The organism is Lysinibacillus sp. NPDC093216, assembly GCF_050280325.1.
Taxonomy (GTDB): domain Bacteria; phylum Bacillota; class Bacilli; order Bacillales_A; family Planococcaceae; genus Lysinibacillus.
In genome coordinates this window covers 27478-43727 of record NZ_JBNNVB010000038.1, presented here as the reverse complement: position 1 = coordinate 43727, position 16250 = coordinate 27478, and the positions used below count along the sequence as shown (strand labels likewise).

The 16250-nt window shown below is 37.5% G+C and carries 11 protein-coding genes, 1 pseudogene and 1 riboswitch; of the genes and pseudogenes, 8 read left to right on the top strand and 4 right to left on the bottom strand.

Annotation, left to right across the window (positions count from 1 at the left end; all coding sequences use genetic code 11):
* From ACQKOG_RS25120 to ACQKOG_RS25105, 4 genes and pseudogenes are all read right to left on the bottom strand, one after another.
* Positions 1–189, bottom strand: a pseudogene (locus tag ACQKOG_RS25120) (hypothetical protein); the annotation flags it as partial.
* Between the two features lie 215 nt (positions 190–404).
* A complete protein-coding gene (locus ACQKOG_RS25115) occupies positions 405–626 on the bottom strand; it encodes a hypothetical protein (protein WP_370082989.1) in 222 nt (73 codons plus the stop codon).
* A gap of 718 nt (positions 627–1344) precedes the next feature.
* Positions 1345–1632 (bottom strand): DUF2653 family protein, encoded by a 288-nt coding sequence (locus tag ACQKOG_RS25110; protein ID WP_370082988.1) that lies wholly within the window; start codon positions 1630–1632, stop codon positions 1345–1347.
* Positions 1620–2084 (bottom strand): hypothetical protein, encoded by a 465-nt coding sequence (locus ACQKOG_RS25105; protein ID WP_370082986.1) that lies wholly within the window; start codon positions 2082–2084, stop codon positions 1620–1622. Before ACQKOG_RS25105 ends, ACQKOG_RS25110 begins: the two co-directional genes overlap by 13 nt.
* A 297-nt stretch (positions 2085–2381) precedes the next feature.
* Between ACQKOG_RS25105 and ACQKOG_RS25100 the strand changes: the two genes are divergently transcribed.
* From ACQKOG_RS25100 to ACQKOG_RS25065, 8 genes are all read left to right on the top strand, one after another.
* The gene (locus ACQKOG_RS25100) at positions 2382–3395 is read left to right on the top strand and encodes a YdcF family protein (protein ID WP_402874561.1); all 1014 of its coding nucleotides are present in this window, start codon (positions 2382–2384) and stop codon (positions 3393–3395) included.
* Between the two features lie 59 nt (positions 3396–3454).
* Entirely contained in the window at positions 3455–4741 is a 1287-nt protein-coding gene (locus tag ACQKOG_RS25095) for an SEL1-like repeat protein (RefSeq protein ID WP_427448455.1), read from the top strand.
* 556 nt (positions 4742–5297) lie between these two features.
* On the top strand, positions 5298–6587 hold the full coding sequence (locus ACQKOG_RS25090; protein ID WP_427448454.1) for a protoglobin domain-containing protein: 1290 nt from the start codon (positions 5298–5300) through the stop codon (positions 6585–6587).
* Between the two features lie 272 nt (positions 6588–6859).
* Entirely contained in the window at positions 6860–8248 is a 1389-nt protein-coding gene (locus tag ACQKOG_RS25085) for a protoporphyrinogen oxidase (protein WP_370082978.1), read from the top strand.
* Positions 8249–8373: 125 nt separating this feature from the next.
* Positions 8374–8472: riboswitch (SAM riboswitch) on the top strand.
* A 92-nt stretch (positions 8473–8564) separates the two neighbouring features.
* Positions 8565–10412 (top strand): bifunctional homocysteine S-methyltransferase/methylenetetrahydrofolate reductase, encoded by a 1848-nt coding sequence (locus tag ACQKOG_RS25080; RefSeq protein ID WP_427448453.1) that lies wholly within the window; start codon positions 8565–8567, stop codon positions 10410–10412.
* Complete coding sequence (gene metH / locus ACQKOG_RS25075) at positions 10405–13836, top strand: methionine synthase (RefSeq protein ID WP_427448452.1); 3432 nt, start codon at positions 10405–10407, stop codon at positions 13834–13836. Before ACQKOG_RS25080 ends, metH begins: the two co-directional genes overlap by 8 nt.
* 74 nt (positions 13837–13910) lie before the next feature.
* Entirely contained in the window at positions 13911–14411 is a 501-nt protein-coding gene (locus ACQKOG_RS25070; protein ID WP_370082997.1) for a GNAT family N-acetyltransferase, read from the top strand.
* A gap of 497 nt (positions 14412–14908) precedes the next feature.
* Positions 14909–15940, top strand: coding sequence for a fatty acid desaturase (locus tag ACQKOG_RS25065; RefSeq protein WP_370082972.1), 1032 nt, complete (start codon positions 14909–14911; stop codon positions 15938–15940).
* Positions 15941–16250 lie beyond the last annotated feature (310 nt).

Sequence of the window (16250 nt, the reverse complement as noted above, 5' to 3'; positions counted from 1 at the left end):
GTAGCAACGTAATTGTTTTCGATAGTGTTTTGATTCTTGCATTAAAGTATATTGTTTTACTGCATAAGACAAAGTTGTATTATAGAGTGTACGGGAAATTTCAAAACGTTTTAATAGAATATCCTTTTGCCATTTATCTATAAGTAACTTGAGTTCTATAATAAAACAATCTTTCTTCCCTTTCGTCATTACCCGTCACTCCTTTATTTTTTTGATTATTCACAATATACAATATAAACATATGTTCTATAAAGAAAAAAGCACTTCATTCCTCCCACCTTTGAAGAAGTGGGCTTCCTGAAGCTCAATTCTGTGATAATTCCTCGCTTTTGGTACATGAATCAAATGTTTGTCTAATTTAAACTCTCATTGTATTTATAGGTAGTTGTTTAAACACGGGATAATCATTTCCTGGTAACTTTAATAGCTGTTGTTTCTCGTGCTGCCAAAAGATCTTCAATTGGTTTGTTTCTTCGATAGTGAATTCTGTTTCGGTCTTCTACCATCTTATTCGCGAGTTGTTCTGTTAAATCATTCAAGTCTTTAATGACAGGTGGCACACCCTCAGCTTGTTTAAAGAGCAGCTTTATGCCACTTAAAAAGCATTCCTGATTTTCAGATGGCATTGATACAATTGGCTTCAGACATTGCTAGAATCCTTTCATTCCTCCACTGTTGAAGATTCGACACCCTTACAGTAGAGGGACTTGGGGTGGCAGGCAAGTCTTTTTTTTGCATTAAAAAAGTGCGAGACTTTGTACAAATACGTTGCACAAGTCTGCACTTTTATTTTGCAATAAACAGGCTTTTTTTAAATCATCTTCAAAATTAACACATAACACAATCTAATTTATTTTTTGTTTATCTCTGCCTCTAATGATAATTTTAGATCGTTGTCCATCAATTTTACTTTGAATTTCCTCTGAACTCAGGAATTCATTGATAATCGGGGGTCCTACCAACAAAAAGCGAAAAACATACGCTAAGCAAATTTCGACATAAAGAAAGCAGATTTTTTATACACTGATTGAAGAGGGAGTTTACCAGCCATATACTCATCCATAAATTCATTTTTAAAGGCGTCAGTATAGGTATAGGTAATAGCTCTTTCGCTAACACGTTGTACATTAGGATTCTTTTGAAGTATTTTTATCTCTTTCGTTGAAAATGTTATCGTACTAATATTGTCAACTTATCCCTGTATCTTGAATTCCAAGTATATAAAAAATACCTGTAGATAAAACACTCTTTTTCAAGTGTCCTAACTACAGGTACCATATTAATTGAGCGCACTCAATTTGACTGTTTGAAGCTAGTTATGTCCCAGCCTCATTCTTTACTTATTTACGATAGTCTAGCAATAATACCTTCCTCATCGTCCAGAACGAGTTCGATGCCTGTTGAAAATGGATCACCATGTAGGACATCTTTAATCCATACACGTAGTGCGCCAATCATTGCTGCTGTATCGAATATCTCGATTTGACCATTAGTTTCAACTTCTGCACCGAAGCCTGTGTCATCATCGTATGTTAGTTCTACAAGTACATCCTCAGGGCGAATGTTTTTATAGTAGGCCTGAGATAAGCAAATTGCATTTATAATATCTTGCTCATTAATTATTTGTGCCATTGTGCTTCCTCTTTACGTTTTTTATCTTTAAACATATTAACGATTTTTACAACTAGCATTATGATAACCATGATGGCTGCAACGTTAATTAATAAGCCTAAAATATTACCAAGCATACCCATACCACTGAAAAGACTTCCGAATAATAAACCAGCTAAGCCACCAAGCATTAAGCCTTTCATAAGGCCGCCTGAGAAGAAGCCGCCTTTCTTAGCTGTTGAATCCGTTTTGTTTGTGCTTTTATTTGTTGTTGTATTATTTTGATCTTTAGATTTATCCTGAGATTTTTGGAAATTTGAGCTATTATTATTATTATTATTGTTTGAGAAGCCTTTTTTACCGGACTTATAGGATTTAGCTTCTGCAGTTGGTGTATCTGAGATGAACAATGTTGCACCTACAGATGCAAACATAAGTGTCGCTGCAAAAAGAGCGGCAAGGATTTTTTTCATTACTTGTATTCCTCCAATATAATTTTTAGTTTTGTCTAAACTAGTTCTTAATAGTAATTTTACATGAACTTTCTCGATAAATAAAATAAACGCTTCGATCAATTTAGGGATATCAACAAATTTGAACAAGAAGTGTCAGTGCTCATCACCAAATTTTAGACATGCACTACTTATAATGTATGCTGTATATTGTTGATTGCAGTGGAGGTTGGGCGCTGAGCCCAGTCGGAATGGAAACCAATACAGCGTTATAAGGATAGCATTAAAAATTGTATATAAAAAGAAAGGAGTGAGACGATGATTTCAACATTATTACTATTAATTTCGATTTTTTTACTATTATATATAACGGAAAAAAGACGTTTTCTCAATGCAGTAGTTCTTGGCCTTTTAGGAGTGTATATTTTAAGTACAATAATTAGTCATCCTATACTTCTCCCGAATGAGCAGGGGATTGTGTCGAAGATGGGTATAGTTATTATACTAGGAAGTTTCCCGAGTATGATGTTTATTTTATCGATCGCTACGTTTTTTAATAGTAAAGTTTTACTTGAAAAAGAAGGCCGTAAAGTCCGTAATCTATTGTTAGCTGTTTTTGGCTTGAGCTTTTTTATTATGATGATTTGGTATGTATTTGTAATTTTTATGAATATCGAACATGAAATTTGGCACATTCTTTTCTTCTATGCGTTTTTGGTTTTTGGCTATACAATGTTTTTATATACAAGCATAATGGCCTACGCGACTCTATATCATTTTACGCCGATCCTGTATGAGCCTAACTATATTATTGCGCTAGGATCAGGACTAATTGGAGATAAAGTGCCACCACTTTTAGCTAGCCGTTTAGATGAGGCAGTAAAGCAATTTCAAAAATATGGAGAACGACCTACCATTATCGTCTCAGGTGGGCAGGGGCATGATGAAAAAGTATCAGAAGCATATGCCATGAAAAAATATATAGTTGACGAACATCAAATACCAGCTAAAAAAGTATTAATGGAAGATCAATCTACAAATACTGAACAAAATATGGCATTCTCTAAAAAAATTATGGATAAGCATGCTCAAGGAAAGAAATATCGATCCATATTCGTAACGAATAATTTTCATGTTTTTCGTGCAAGTATTTATGCAAAAAAGGCGAAGCTTGATGCACAAGGTGTTGGTTCGAAGACTGCCTTTTATTATGTACCTAATGCATTTACTCGCGAATTTATCGGATTATTAGAAATGTATAAATGGATGAATGTCACTGTATTTTTGTTTATTACATTGTTCATTGGATTAATCTTGAGAGCATATGTGTAACCAATTTAGAACTGTCTTCCATATAATAGTGGCAAGATAGCGTGCAAGGGGGGAAATGAATGTATGGGCAATTTTTAGAAAAAAAAAATAAAGAGCGAATTGTATCTCTGCAAAAGCTCACGCAAACACAAGATACATGGTTTGCGCAAAACATAAATTTAATAACAGTCGAACAAGTACAATTAGCAACCTTGCACAAAATACTATATCAAGTTGTGCAAGGACTGTTGAAAAAGAATCAACAACGACACTTACAAATTATACATCCAGAACAGACGAAGTCAGTACAGGAGAATGTGCTAACGCTTTTAGCTGAATATGATGATTTACTGCGTGATGCAATTCCACTCCCTATCTATATTTTTATTTGGCAAATTTCTTCACTGGAGAGGTTATCCAATTGCAACGAAGTTGTAGATGATGTACTTGATATATTGGAATGGTATTTTATTCACCAAAATGAACAGGTTGAGGCGTTTGAAGAAGAAGATCTAGATCATGAGGAAATCATTGACTTATACAAAGATGCCATTGAGGAACAGGATGCTGATGCACAATTTCAGCTTGGAGAATATTATAGTGCAGTTGACGGCGAATATTTCCGACCAGAAAAGTCAATAAAGTGGTTTGAGTTAGCAGCGTCACAAGGAAATGCCGATGCACAGTATGCACTTGGTAATTTTTATTTTGAAGGTCTAGGTGTTCAAGAAGACTATAATAGAGCTTTTATATTGTATGAGGCTGCAGCAAATCAAGGGCATCCAGATGCTGCGAATAATTTAGCAGATATGTATTTTAACGGTGAGGGAGTACCAGAAAATTTGGTACTTGCGAAGAAGTGGTTCGACTTCGCTGCACAACAAGGTGTGGCAGAGGCTATGTTTACCCTCGGAATTATTTACGAGCAGGGATTAGGAATCGACAAAAATGAGGAGCAAGCATGTAGCTACTATAGAGGATCTGCTGAAGCAGGCTATGTTGAAGCGCAATACAGGCTTGGAGGAATCTATTTAGAGGGACGGTTAGGGCAAACGAAAGATGTGAACCGTGGATTATATTGGTATGAAAAAGCTGCAGAGCAATATCATGTCGATACCTTTTATGATTTAGGCTTCATTTGGAGCCAAGGGTTAACAGGTATACGCAATATTGAAAAGGGTATTCATTGGTTTAAACAGGCTGCTCTTCAAGGAGATTCGGAAGCTAAATTACAATTAGGGCACATTTACAATAAAGGAGAAGGAATAGCTAGAAATATTAAAGAGGCTATAAAGTGGTATGGACTTGCAGCAGAAGCAGGAAGTGAGGAGGCTGCAATTTTACTGCAAGAATTGAAAGGAAAGTAAGTATTTTTATTAAAAAATAATAGGTATTTAGATTTGATTATCAACATTTTGTATACAGGTCTTAGGTTCTTATTTAAGGGTGTTTTGTAGGTGTATATCACTACAAATGGCTGATTGTAAAAATATTAATATAACAAATCGGTAATTATTTCAAACTAAAACAAGGAAAAAATAAGGATAAAAAAATAGAGATGATGTAAATTGGCTACCCAAAAGTATTGTGGTAGCTTTTTTACTGCTTTAGATAATAGGTTAGATAACAGGGACTTTTTATATAATTTAAGGAAAAAAATGTATACCCGAAAATTGACAGCTATTTATAAAATGTATAATGTATATGAGTGATTTTGAAAGAGTAGTTAGAAGCAATAGCTAGTAATAAGATTGCAATTTTTAGCTGATTGTAGCCCGTAGCAGGAATCAGCGTCATAAGTGATGTGATGGCTTATCACTAAAAGTTGGGGATGAAATCTTCCTAATCTTTTATATTTTTGGTAGACGAAATTAAATTTTTCTCAGCTTTTCAAAAGTACACAGCATGAAAGAGGGTAAATGTGTGATCTTTCAAAAACAGAGAAAGACAACGGCGTTAGATTTAAAGCAATACATTGTAAAAATGGATTTAGCGAATTGCCATTCAATAAAAAAGCAAATTGATTTGCTCAAATTGACAAAGAGGGATTTACAATATTTAAAAGCCTTTCAACCTTTTGTAGAAGGCAGTATTGATAATATTGTTAATCGATTTTATGAAATGATTGGAACTGAACGTAGTTTAGTAGATATTATTAATAAACATAGTTCAGTGGAGAAGCTGAAAATTACATTACGACGTCATATTATTGAAATGTTTAATGGTACGATTGATGATGAATTTTATCAAAGACGAATAAAAATTGCTAAAGTGCATGTCCATATTGGGCTTAAAACACAATGGTATATTTGTGCGTTCCAAGATTTAACAGCGTCATTTATTGACTTGGTTGAAGAACATGTTAATCATCCAGTGGATCAGCTTAATACAATTCGAGCCATCTCAAAAATTTCTAATTTTGAGCAACAATTGGTTTTAGAGGCGTTTGAGCACACAATTGAGCAAATTCATGAAAAAATGGAACGTAGAAAAGAAGCGATAGAGCAAGAAATCGTAGAGTCTTCGGAAGGTCTTGCCACAATATCTCATGAAACGAACAATTCATTTCATCGCTTAAGTGGACAATCAGAGGAAATTAAACAACTAGCGAAAAAATCACTTCAAGTGTCGACTTTGGCTGAGAGTCAGGCATTAGAAGGTCGTGAACGATTAAAGAGTCAATCGCAAAATATGAGTAATATTATTTATTCGCTTGATGATATAGCGGAAAATATTGCACAGTTGACAGATATGTCAAAGGAAATGGAATCGATTATGAACGTTGTGACAAATATTGCTAATCAAACGAACTTGTTGGCTTTAAATGCGGCAATAGAAGCGGCTCGTGCTGGAGAAGCGGGCAAAGGCTTTAGTGTTGTTGCAGATGAAGTGAGAAAACTATCGATTCAAACAAAGGAATCTGTCACATCGGTAGCGACGTTACTACATAAAACGAATGAGCGGACAGATAAACTTGTTCATTCGCTTAGTAATATTCAAGAAGAGGTAGCGTCTGGTGAGGAAAATATGGTTCAAACGGAAGGACAATTTACTAACATATTAGAAGCTATGACCGAGGCGAAAGACCAAAATGGTCGGATGGAAAAAGAAGTACAAGCAATAGTAGACGTACTAAGTGAATTAGGTATTGCCTTTAACGAAGTGAAAAACTCAGCTGGAAAACTAGCTAGCTTTGCACAAAATTTAAATTAATGAAGAGAAAAGCAAAAGGCAAAGAAAATTGTTGTTTCCTATTAAGGCGCTACACACTTTAAGGCACAAATAACACTATATTAATTGTTTATATATAATTTCCGTTATGGAGATAAAAGCCTCTAGCGAATATATGCTATTTGAATATAAAAAAATGGAGCTGTCCAATGTGCTGGATAGCTCCATTTTTGCTAAATTTGTAAAGGGTTTAACGTAATTTTTGATAAAAAAAGTTTATACTAAATAAAGAACTAAAAATAGGGGCGGTTAATATGAAAACAGTTGTTGTATTAGGTGGCGGAATTACGGGATTGTGTACGATGCATTATTTACAACGCCAAGTTCAGGAGAAAAACTTAGATGTAAAACTTGTACTTGTTGAAAAAAATACATACCTTGGTGGCAAGCTTCACTCTGCATATGAACAAGGCTTCATCATGGAAACTGGAGCAGATTCTATTGTAGCGCGTCATAAAGGTGTCATGGAGTTAGTAGAGGAACTAAACTTTGAACAAAATCTTGTGTACAACGAAACAGGTATTTCGTATATTTACACAAATAATGAGCTACATGCTATCCCAGCAGACTCAACGTTCGGTATTCCTATGAGCCTACAATCTCTCGAGGAAAGCACGCTTGTATCTGAGGAAGGTAAAAAAGAAGCGTTAAAGGATTTAACAATGCCGAATGAAAGGTTTACAAAAGAAAGCTCGATTGGGGAATTTTTAACGTATTATTTAGGTGAGGAGCTTGTTCAAAACCAAATAGCGCCGGTACTTGCAGGTGTATATTCTGGAGATTTAAATCAACTTTCAATTGCTTCGACTTTACCGTATTTAATCGATTACAAAAACGATTACGGTAGTATTATTAAAGGTTTTGATGCAAACAGGAAACAATTTGTGAAAGCCTCCAACAAAAAATTTATTTCATTTAAAAATGGTTTATCGTCACTAATTGATCGACTTGAAGAAACATTAACGGATGTAGAAATTATAAAAGGGATTGCCACTACTAGTGTTAAAAAGCAGGAGAATCTATACTCTGTTACGTTAGCAAACGGTAAAATGATTGAAGCAAATCATGTTGTATTGGCACTGCCAAATGAAGCGGTACAAAGCTTATTACAGGATGAATCGTTGAACGGCTATTTTAAACAATTTAATACTGCATCCGCCATTACGATTTATTTAGGATTTGATGTTCCCGATAATAGATTGCCAGCAGATGGAACAGGCTATATTGTGTCACATAATTCGGATGTTATTTGTAATGCAGCAACGTGGACAAGCCGCAAGTGGAAACATACCTCTGCAGAAGGGAAATTACTTGTACGACTTTTTTATAAGAGCATTAACCCTGAGTATGAGAGATTGCGTATGATGACAGATGAAGAGTTAGCAGCAGTTGCTCTTGAGGATGTAAGAAAAAGCTTGGGGATTGAGGAAAAACCAACTGTTGTTGACGTGACAAAATGGATCGACCAGATGCCGAAGTACGACTTGGCACATCGTGAAGCGTTGCAAGGTCTCTTACAAGAGCTCGAGAAAAACTATCCAAATTTATCAATAGCGGGATGCTCATATTTTGGAGTAGGCATAGGTGCATGTATTCAAAACGGTAAAAAAATTGGTGAAGAACTTGTAGAAAAACTATCGTAATTGTTTGATATAAATCAAAATATTATAAATTTCGTAAAAATTATCCTTTGTTCAGTGAAATAGTCTTGACTCAATCGTTCGTAAACGATATGATTCTTTTAATTATTTAAAAAATTCATACTAAATTCTTATCAAGAGAAGCAGAGGGACTGGCCCTATGAAGCTTCAGCAACCAACTTAATGTCAGGTGCTAAATCCAGAAGACCGTGTGTCGAAGATGAGAAGGAAAACAATTACGAAATGACGTAAAAGCCTTCTTTTTTTATGAAAGAAGGCTTTTTTTTATTTTAAAGATTAGGGAAGAGAGGTTAGTTTTATGGAATTGCTTGAAAGGTTAAAAACGCAAGTTCTAACAGCAGATGGTGCAATTGGTACAGTTTTATACGGCTACGGCTTGGAGTACTGTCATGAGGAAATGAATGTACAGAGACCTGAATTAATTGAAAAGATTCATAGAGAATATATTGCAGCTGGTGCTGATATTATTCAGACGAATACTTACGGAGCTAATGCCATAAAATTAGCCCGCTATGGGTTAGAATCTCGTGTACAGCAGTTTAATGAAGCTGCTATAACGATTGCAAAACGAGCAGCGGCAGATGGTGGACAATTTGTTTTAGGTACAATTGGAGGAATCCGTGGTATTCGTAAAAGTGACGCAACGTTAGAAGAAATTTTAGCAACCGTTGATGAGCAGGCAACAGTTTTACTGGCAGGAAATCCAGATGGTCTTTTACTTGAAACTTATTATGACTTTGAAGAGCTAACGGCGACTTTAACAATGCTGCGAGCTAAAACGAAATTACCGATTATCGCTCAAGTTTCTATGCACGAACCCGGAATTTTGCAAAATGGAATGAGCTTAAATAACGCCTTATATAAACTTGAAGCGTTAGGTGCAGATATCGTAGGAGTTAACTGTCGCTTAGGCCCTCACCATACTATACAAGCATTTGAAGGAGTAGAGCTTCCTGAGAAGGCATTTATGTCAGCGTATCCGAACGCCTCTCTTCTTGATTTGGAGGATGGGCGTGTCGTTTATGAGTCGGAGGCAGATTATTTTGGTCGAGCAGCTGTAGCGCTTCGTGATCAGGGGGTACGTTTAATTGGTGGCTGTTGTGGAACGACACCAAAGCATATTGCTGCAGTGAAAAAGTACTTAGAGGAGCTATCCCCGGTCGAGGAAAAGTATGCAAAACCAGAAAAAGTAGAGATTGTCCGTGAGGCAGAGCCAGCAAATTATGAGCCATTACATGAAAAAGTAAAACGTGAACGCTCGGTTATTGTGGAATTAGATACACCAAGACATTTAGAAATTGAAGGCTTTATTGAAGGTGCAAAAAAAATATATGAGGCGGGCGCAGATGTAGTCATGATGGCCGATAACTCTCTTGCTTCTCCAAGGATTAGTAATGTCGCAATGGGTGCCTTACTGAAAGAAACACACGGGGTACGCCCGTTAACCCATATAACATGCCGAGATCGTAATTTAATTGGTCTTCAATCACATTTAATGGGATTAAATGCACTAGGGATTCATGATATTTTAGCAGTTACTGGAGATCCGACAAAGGTAGGCGATTTCCCAGGAGCAACTAGCGTTTATGACGTATCTTCAATGGAGCTGATCCAATTAATAAAACAATTAAATGAAGGTGTATCGTTCTCAGGGAAACCGCTTCGTAAAAAGGCAAATTTCTCTGTAGCGGCTGCATTTAATCCTAATGTACGTGTACTAGATCGCGCTGTCTCTCGATTAGAAAAGAAAATTGAACATGGGGCAGATTATTTTATTTCACAGCCTGTTTATACAAAGGAAAAAATCGTGGGAATTTACGAGGCGACAAAGCATTTAGAAACACCAATTTATATAGGCATTATGCCAGTAACGAGCTATAAAAGTGCGGAGTTCTTACATCATGAAGTGCCAGGCATCAAACTATCTGATGATGCATTAGCACGTATGAGGGCTTGTGGCGATGATAAGGAACGCGCAACACTAGAAGGAATTGCAATTGCTAAAGAATTAGTAGAAGTAGCAGCGGAATCTTTCAATGGTATTTACCTCATCACACCATTTTTACGCTATGATATGACGCTAGAATTAATGAAATTTATTGAGCAATTGGATGAACAGAAAAAAGGGGTAAGTATAAATGGCTAAGCACATGATTGAAGAGCAACTAGAGAAACGAATATTAATTCTTGATGGCGCAATGGGAACAATGCTACAAAATGAAAATTTATCAGCAGAGGATTTTGGCGGCGAGGAATATGATGGCTGTAATGAAAATCTCGTGCTAACTAGACCAGATGTGCTTGAAAAAATTCATGGAAAATATTTAGAGGCTGGAGCAGATATTATTTGTACAAATACATTTGGAAGTACTCCACTTGTATTAAATGAATATGATCTTGGTGCGAAAGCGGAAGAGATTAATAAACGCGCTGTAGAAATTGCACGCAAAGTAGTGGATGAGTTTTCAACATCCGACTGGCCACGTTTTGTAGCGGGGGCTATGGGACCAACTACAAAAACCTTATCGGTTACAGGTGGTATTACATTTGATGAGTTAGAGGAAAACTTCTATGTTCAGGCAAAGGCATTAATCGAAGCCGGGGCGGACGTTCTGTTGCTAGAAACTAGTCAGGATATGCTAAATGTTAAGGCAGGAACATTGGGGGTATCTCGTGCCTTTGAAGCAACGGGAAAAGAGCTACCTGTGATGATATCGGGAACAATTGAACCGATGGGAACGACACTGGCTGGTCAAACAATTGATGCTTTTTACATTTCCATCGAGCATATTAAACCATTATCAGTTGGTTTAAACTGTGCGACTGGACCAGAGTTTATGACTGATCATATTCGTTCATTAGCAGAGCTTTCAACAGGCTATATTAGCTGTTACCCGAATGCGGGCTTACCAGATGAGGAAGGCTGCTATCATGAGTCACCTGATTCATTGTCACAAAAGCTAAAAGGCTTTGCAGAAAAGGGCTGGCTAAATATTGTCGGAGGTTGCTGCGGTACAACGCCAGCACATATTGCGGCTATCCGAGAGGTGCTAAAGGACGAAAAGCCTCGCCAATTACCAGATGCAACCCATGGTCATGTAGTATCAGGGATAGAGCCATTGGTGTATGACGACTCTATGCGTCCATTATTTATTGGAGAACGGACAAATGTCATCGGCTCTCGTAAGTTTAAAAATTTAATTATTGATGGGAAGTTTGAGGAAGCGGCAGAAATCGCGCGTGCTCAGGTGAAAAATGGAGCACATGTTATCGATATTTGTTTAGCAAATCCTGACCGCGATGAACTAGCGGATATTCGTGGCTTTATGCAGGAGGTTGTAAAAAAAGTAAAAGTACCTCTTGTGATTGACTCGACAGATGAAAAAGTAATTGAGGAAGCACTTAAGTTTTCTCAAGGGAAAGCTATCATTAATTCTATTAACTTAGAGGATGGTGAGGAGCGTTTTGACGCAGTTTTACCGCTAGTGAAAAAATATGGGGCCTCTTTAGTAGTGGGGACAATTGATGAGCAAGGCATGGCGGTTGATCGACATCGCAAGCTAGAGATTGCTGAACGTTCCTATAAATTGTTAACAGAAAAATGGGGTATTGCTCCTGAAGATATTATTTTTGACCCATTAATGTTCCCAGTAGGTACAGGAGATGAGCAGTATATTGGCTCGGCGCTTGAAACAGTAGAAGGAATTCGCCTTATTAAGGAGAAAATGCCACGTACATTAACGGTGCTTGGTGTAAGTAATATTTCATTCGGATTACCACCAGTAGGTCGTGAAGTATTGAATGCCGTGTATTTATATCACTGTACACAGGCTGGTTTAGATTATGCAATTGTGAATACGGAGAAGCTAGAACGTTATGCATCTATTCCTGAGGCAGAGATTAAGCTAGCAAATGATTTACTCTTTCATACAAATGATGAGACATTAGCCGTCTTCACGGATTTCTATCGCGATAAAAAGAAGGAAAAAACAGAGGAAGATATCCCTAAAACAGTAGAAGGTCGCTTAGCTTACTATATTTTAGAAGGTACAAAGGAAGGGCTTATTGAGGATTTAGAGGCTGCTCGTGAAATTTTCGAAACGCCGCTTGCTATTATTAATGGACCTTTAATGGATGGAATGGCAGAGGTTGGCCGCTTATTTAACGATAATCAGCTCATCGTAGCAGAGGTATTACAATCAGCAGGGGTTATGAAAGCAGCAGTAGCACATTTAGAGCAATTTATGGAGAAAGATGAAGAGAGTGCTGGCAAGGGGAAGATGGTTCTTGCAACTGTAAAAGGCGATGTGCATGATATTGGGAAAAACCTTGTCGATATTATTTTAAGTAATAATGGCTTTAAGGTCATTGATCTGGGTATCAAAGTAACACCTTCCCAATTAATAGAAGCGATTCGCAAGGAGAAGCCAGATTTCATCGGGCTTTCAGGCTTACTTGTAAAATCAGCACAGCAAATGGTTATTACAGCTCAGGATTTTAAAGAAGCGGGAATTGACGTACCTATTTTAGTAGGGGGAGCGGCATTATCCCGTCGCTTTACTGAAACAAAAATTGCTGGCGAATATAATGGACCTGTCATTTATTCAAAGGATGCGATGCAAGGATTAGAGCAGGCAAATCGGCTAATGGGGACAGATACACGTGCAGATTTCTTAGCTGAAATTAAGGAATCTCGTGAAAAACGCTTAGAGGCAGACGAAAAAAGAGCGGCTCGCCCTACAAAAGAAGTAACAGTAAAGCCTGTACGTACAATAAAGGAATCGTCTGTCTTTCTACCAGCAGATGTGCGACGCCATGTAAAGAGAGAATATGCTGTTTCGCATTTATATCCATATGTTAATATGCGGACATTACTAGGACATCACCTAGGCTTAAAAGGTCAAGTACAGCAATTACTTGATGCTGGCGATGCAAGAGCAACGGAGTTAAAAGAGTTAGTCGACGATTATTTACAAAGGGACCTATTGAAACCATCAGGTATGTATCAGTTTTTCCCTGCACAAGCCGATGGGGATGATGTAGTCGTTTATGATCCAGCAGATAGCAAAACAGAAATTGAACGATTTACCTTCCCACGTCAACAAGTTGAACCGTTTTTATGTCTTGCAGATTTCCTGAAAACAGTTGAAAGCGGTGAAATGGACTATATTGCCTTAATGGTGGTAACAGCTGGCCAAGGGGTTATGACGAAGGCTCGTCAGCTAAAAGAGGAAGGGAAATTCCTTGAAAGTCATGCATTACAATCTACAGCCCTTGAGCTTGCGGAAGGCTTTGCAGAGCGTATGCACCAAGAAATTCGTGATCAATGGGGCTTCCCAGATGCAACAGATTTTACAATGCGTGATCGTTTCGCGGCAAAATATCAAGGACAGCGCTTCTCATTCGGCTATCCAGCATGTCCGAACTTGGAGGATCAAGAGAAATTGTTTGGCTTATTAAAACCAGAGGACATTGGTGTTCACTTAACGGAAGGCTTTATGATGGAGCCGGAAGCTTCTGTTTCAGCAATTGTCTTTGCACATCCAGATGCTCGATATTTTAATGTGTAATGCTAGAAAAAAGTGGTATAACTTTATGTAATGAGGTTAAAGCCTCGGCATAATTGAAGTAGGACGTGAGCATGATGATTCGATTGATGGAAGAGAAAGATTTACCTGGTGTTTTAGATATTTACAATGACATTATTTTAACGAGCAAAGCCGTTTATCGATATGAAACACAATCGTTAGAAGAAAAAAGACAATGGTTCACGGAGCAGCAAACATTCGGAAATCCACTGCTAGTGTTTGATGTAAATGGCACAGTAGCCGGCTTTGCAACATATAGTCAGTTCCGTCCATATCCAGGTTATAAGCACACAATGGAGCACTCTGTATATGTGCATAAGGATCATTACCAAAAGGGGATAGCGTCACAATTAATGCAAGAGCTAATTCGAACTGCCAAAGAGCAAGGTGTGAAAACACTCGTAGCGGGCATTGATGGTGAAAACATCGGAAGCATTAAAATACATGAAAAACTAGGCTTTGAATACGCGGGTACAATAAAGAATGCAGGCTATAAATTTGGACAGTGGCTAGATCTTGTATTTTATCAGCTACAGTTAACCGGACCAAAAGTATAGAAGGGTATGACATGTCATATTCTTTCATACTGAGGGCAAACTCTAGTTTATTTGCATAAAGCTGAATAATAATTGACCCCGACATTCAGCATTTTGAGAGGAGTATCGAAAAGTATTATTTTCCTCTATAGTGGATTTTTATGGTATTTTAATAAATAGTTTTATTCTTTTGGATTAGCTTGTCTACTTATGTTAATGATGAGGAGTTGTTGATTTTTCACGGAGAGTGGCGACTCCTGCGGGATTAGCTTGCGCTGAAAGCCCCGCAGGAACGAAGTGACGAGGAGATTGAAGCCAAGCCCGCGGAAAGCGCCAACTCGGAGTGAAAATCAACCTTAGTTTATTGATACAAATTATTTAATGTTTATTCTTTTGACGAAAAGATAAAGGGTATGACAAATGTCATATCCTTTTTATGATGTTTGCTTCTGTTGCATGATTATACTCTTGTTTTATGATGAGGTCATAAGAAAAAATGAAACGAGGGAGTAAAAACAATGGCAACAGATCGAGAAAAAACAAAAAAACTGCGCCAGGACGTAGCGCCATTTGCGAAGTCTGACACAGCTAAAAGTATCTTTCAAATGGTAAATACAATTGTACCTTTAATCGCCCTATGGGTAGCTGGTTATATGTTAGTAGATGTTTCACCATGGTTGACAGCTGGCTTAAGTGTAATTTCTGCTGCATTTGTCGTACGAACTTTTATTATTTTCCATGATTGTACACACGGTTCATTTTTCAAAAGTAAAAAAGCAAACGACTGGGTTGGTTTTGTAACTGGGGTGTTAACATCATTCCCATATGAAAAATGGAAACGTGAGCATACAATTCACCACGCAACTAGCTCGAACTTAGATAAGCGTGGTATCGGTGATATTGATATGATGACAGTGGAAGAATTTTTACAAGCATCTAAAGGGCAACGTGTATGGTATCGTTTTTACCGTAATCCATTCGTAATGTTTGGCTTAGGTCCGCTATTTATGGTGTTAATTTTAAACCGTCGTAATCGAAATGACGCTAAACAGAAAGAACGTTTTAACACTTATCTAACAAATGTAGTCATCACGGGAATCTGTGTTGCCTTAATTTACTTTATGGGGTGGCAAGCATTTTTATTAGTGCATGTAGTAACATTGTTTGTTGCTGCTTCTCTTGGCATTTGGTTATTTTTTATCCAACATACGTATGAAGATTCTTATTTTGAGCATGACTCAGAGTGGGATTATGTAAAGGCCGCTGTTGAAGGTAGCTCGTATTATAAATTACCAAAGCTATTACAATGGGTTACAGGCAATATTGGCTTCCACCATGTACATCATTTAGCACCACGTGTACCGAACTATAATCTTGAAAAGGCGCATAATGACATACCGCCATTACACACTGCAACGACTATTACGTTACGTACAAGCCTAGAATCATTACGCTATAAGTTATACGATGAAGATCAAGGCAAGTTTGTAACCTTTAAAGAAGTTAATGAAATAATCAAACGAAAAGCAAGAAGCAGTATTGCTGCTTAGTAGAATTTTTTCAGCCATCTCTTCGAAGGGATGGCTGTTTTACGTAAATAAAACATATATTGAGGATGAAGCAATTACTGTGCTCATTATCAAAAGTTGTGGATTACATTTTTAATACGTAGCTTGTATATCAGTTGATTGGAGTGGAGGCTTGGCGACTCCTTGGGGATTAGCGGATAGAGGAACGAAGGCTAAAACCATCACGTCCTGTGATAACGCCTTCGTGACCAACCTCGTGTTGGCCCGAGACCCTGGAGCGAGCAACGCGAGTGAAGCGGCTCATCGGACGCCCCCAGGAAAGCGCCTAGCC

Excerpts from the sequence above, each read along its gene's own strand:
- ACQKOG_RS25115 (WP_370082989.1), bottom strand. The coding sequence starts at position 626 with ATGCCATCTGAAAATCAGGAATGCTTTTTAAGTGGCATAAAGCTGCTC.
- ACQKOG_RS25110 (WP_370082988.1), bottom strand. The coding sequence starts at position 1,632 with ATGGCACAAATAATTAATGAGCAAGATATTATAAATGCAATTTGCTTA.
- ACQKOG_RS25105 (WP_370082986.1), bottom strand. The coding sequence starts at position 2,084 with ATGAAAAAAATCCTTGCCGCTCTTTTTGCAGCGACACTTATGTTTGCA.
- ACQKOG_RS25100 (WP_402874561.1), top strand. The coding sequence starts at position 2,382 with ATGATTTCAACATTATTACTATTAATTTCGATTTTTTTACTATTATAT.
- ACQKOG_RS25095 (WP_427448455.1), top strand. The coding sequence starts at position 3,455 with ATGTATGGGCAATTTTTAGAAAAAAAAAATAAAGAGCGAATTGTATCT.
- ACQKOG_RS25085 (WP_370082978.1), top strand. The coding sequence starts at position 6,860 with ATGAAAACAGTTGTTGTATTAGGTGGCGGAATTACGGGATTGTGTACG.
- ACQKOG_RS25080 (WP_427448453.1), top strand. The coding sequence starts at position 8,565 with ATGGAATTGCTTGAAAGGTTAAAAACGCAAGTTCTAACAGCAGATGGT.
- metH (WP_427448452.1), top strand. The coding sequence starts at position 10,405 with ATGGCTAAGCACATGATTGAAGAGCAACTAGAGAAACGAATATTAATT.
- ACQKOG_RS25070 (WP_370082997.1), top strand. The coding sequence starts at position 13,911 with ATGATTCGATTGATGGAAGAGAAAGATTTACCTGGTGTTTTAGATATT.
- ACQKOG_RS25065 (WP_370082972.1), top strand. The coding sequence starts at position 14,909 with ATGGCAACAGATCGAGAAAAAACAAAAAAACTGCGCCAGGACGTAGCG.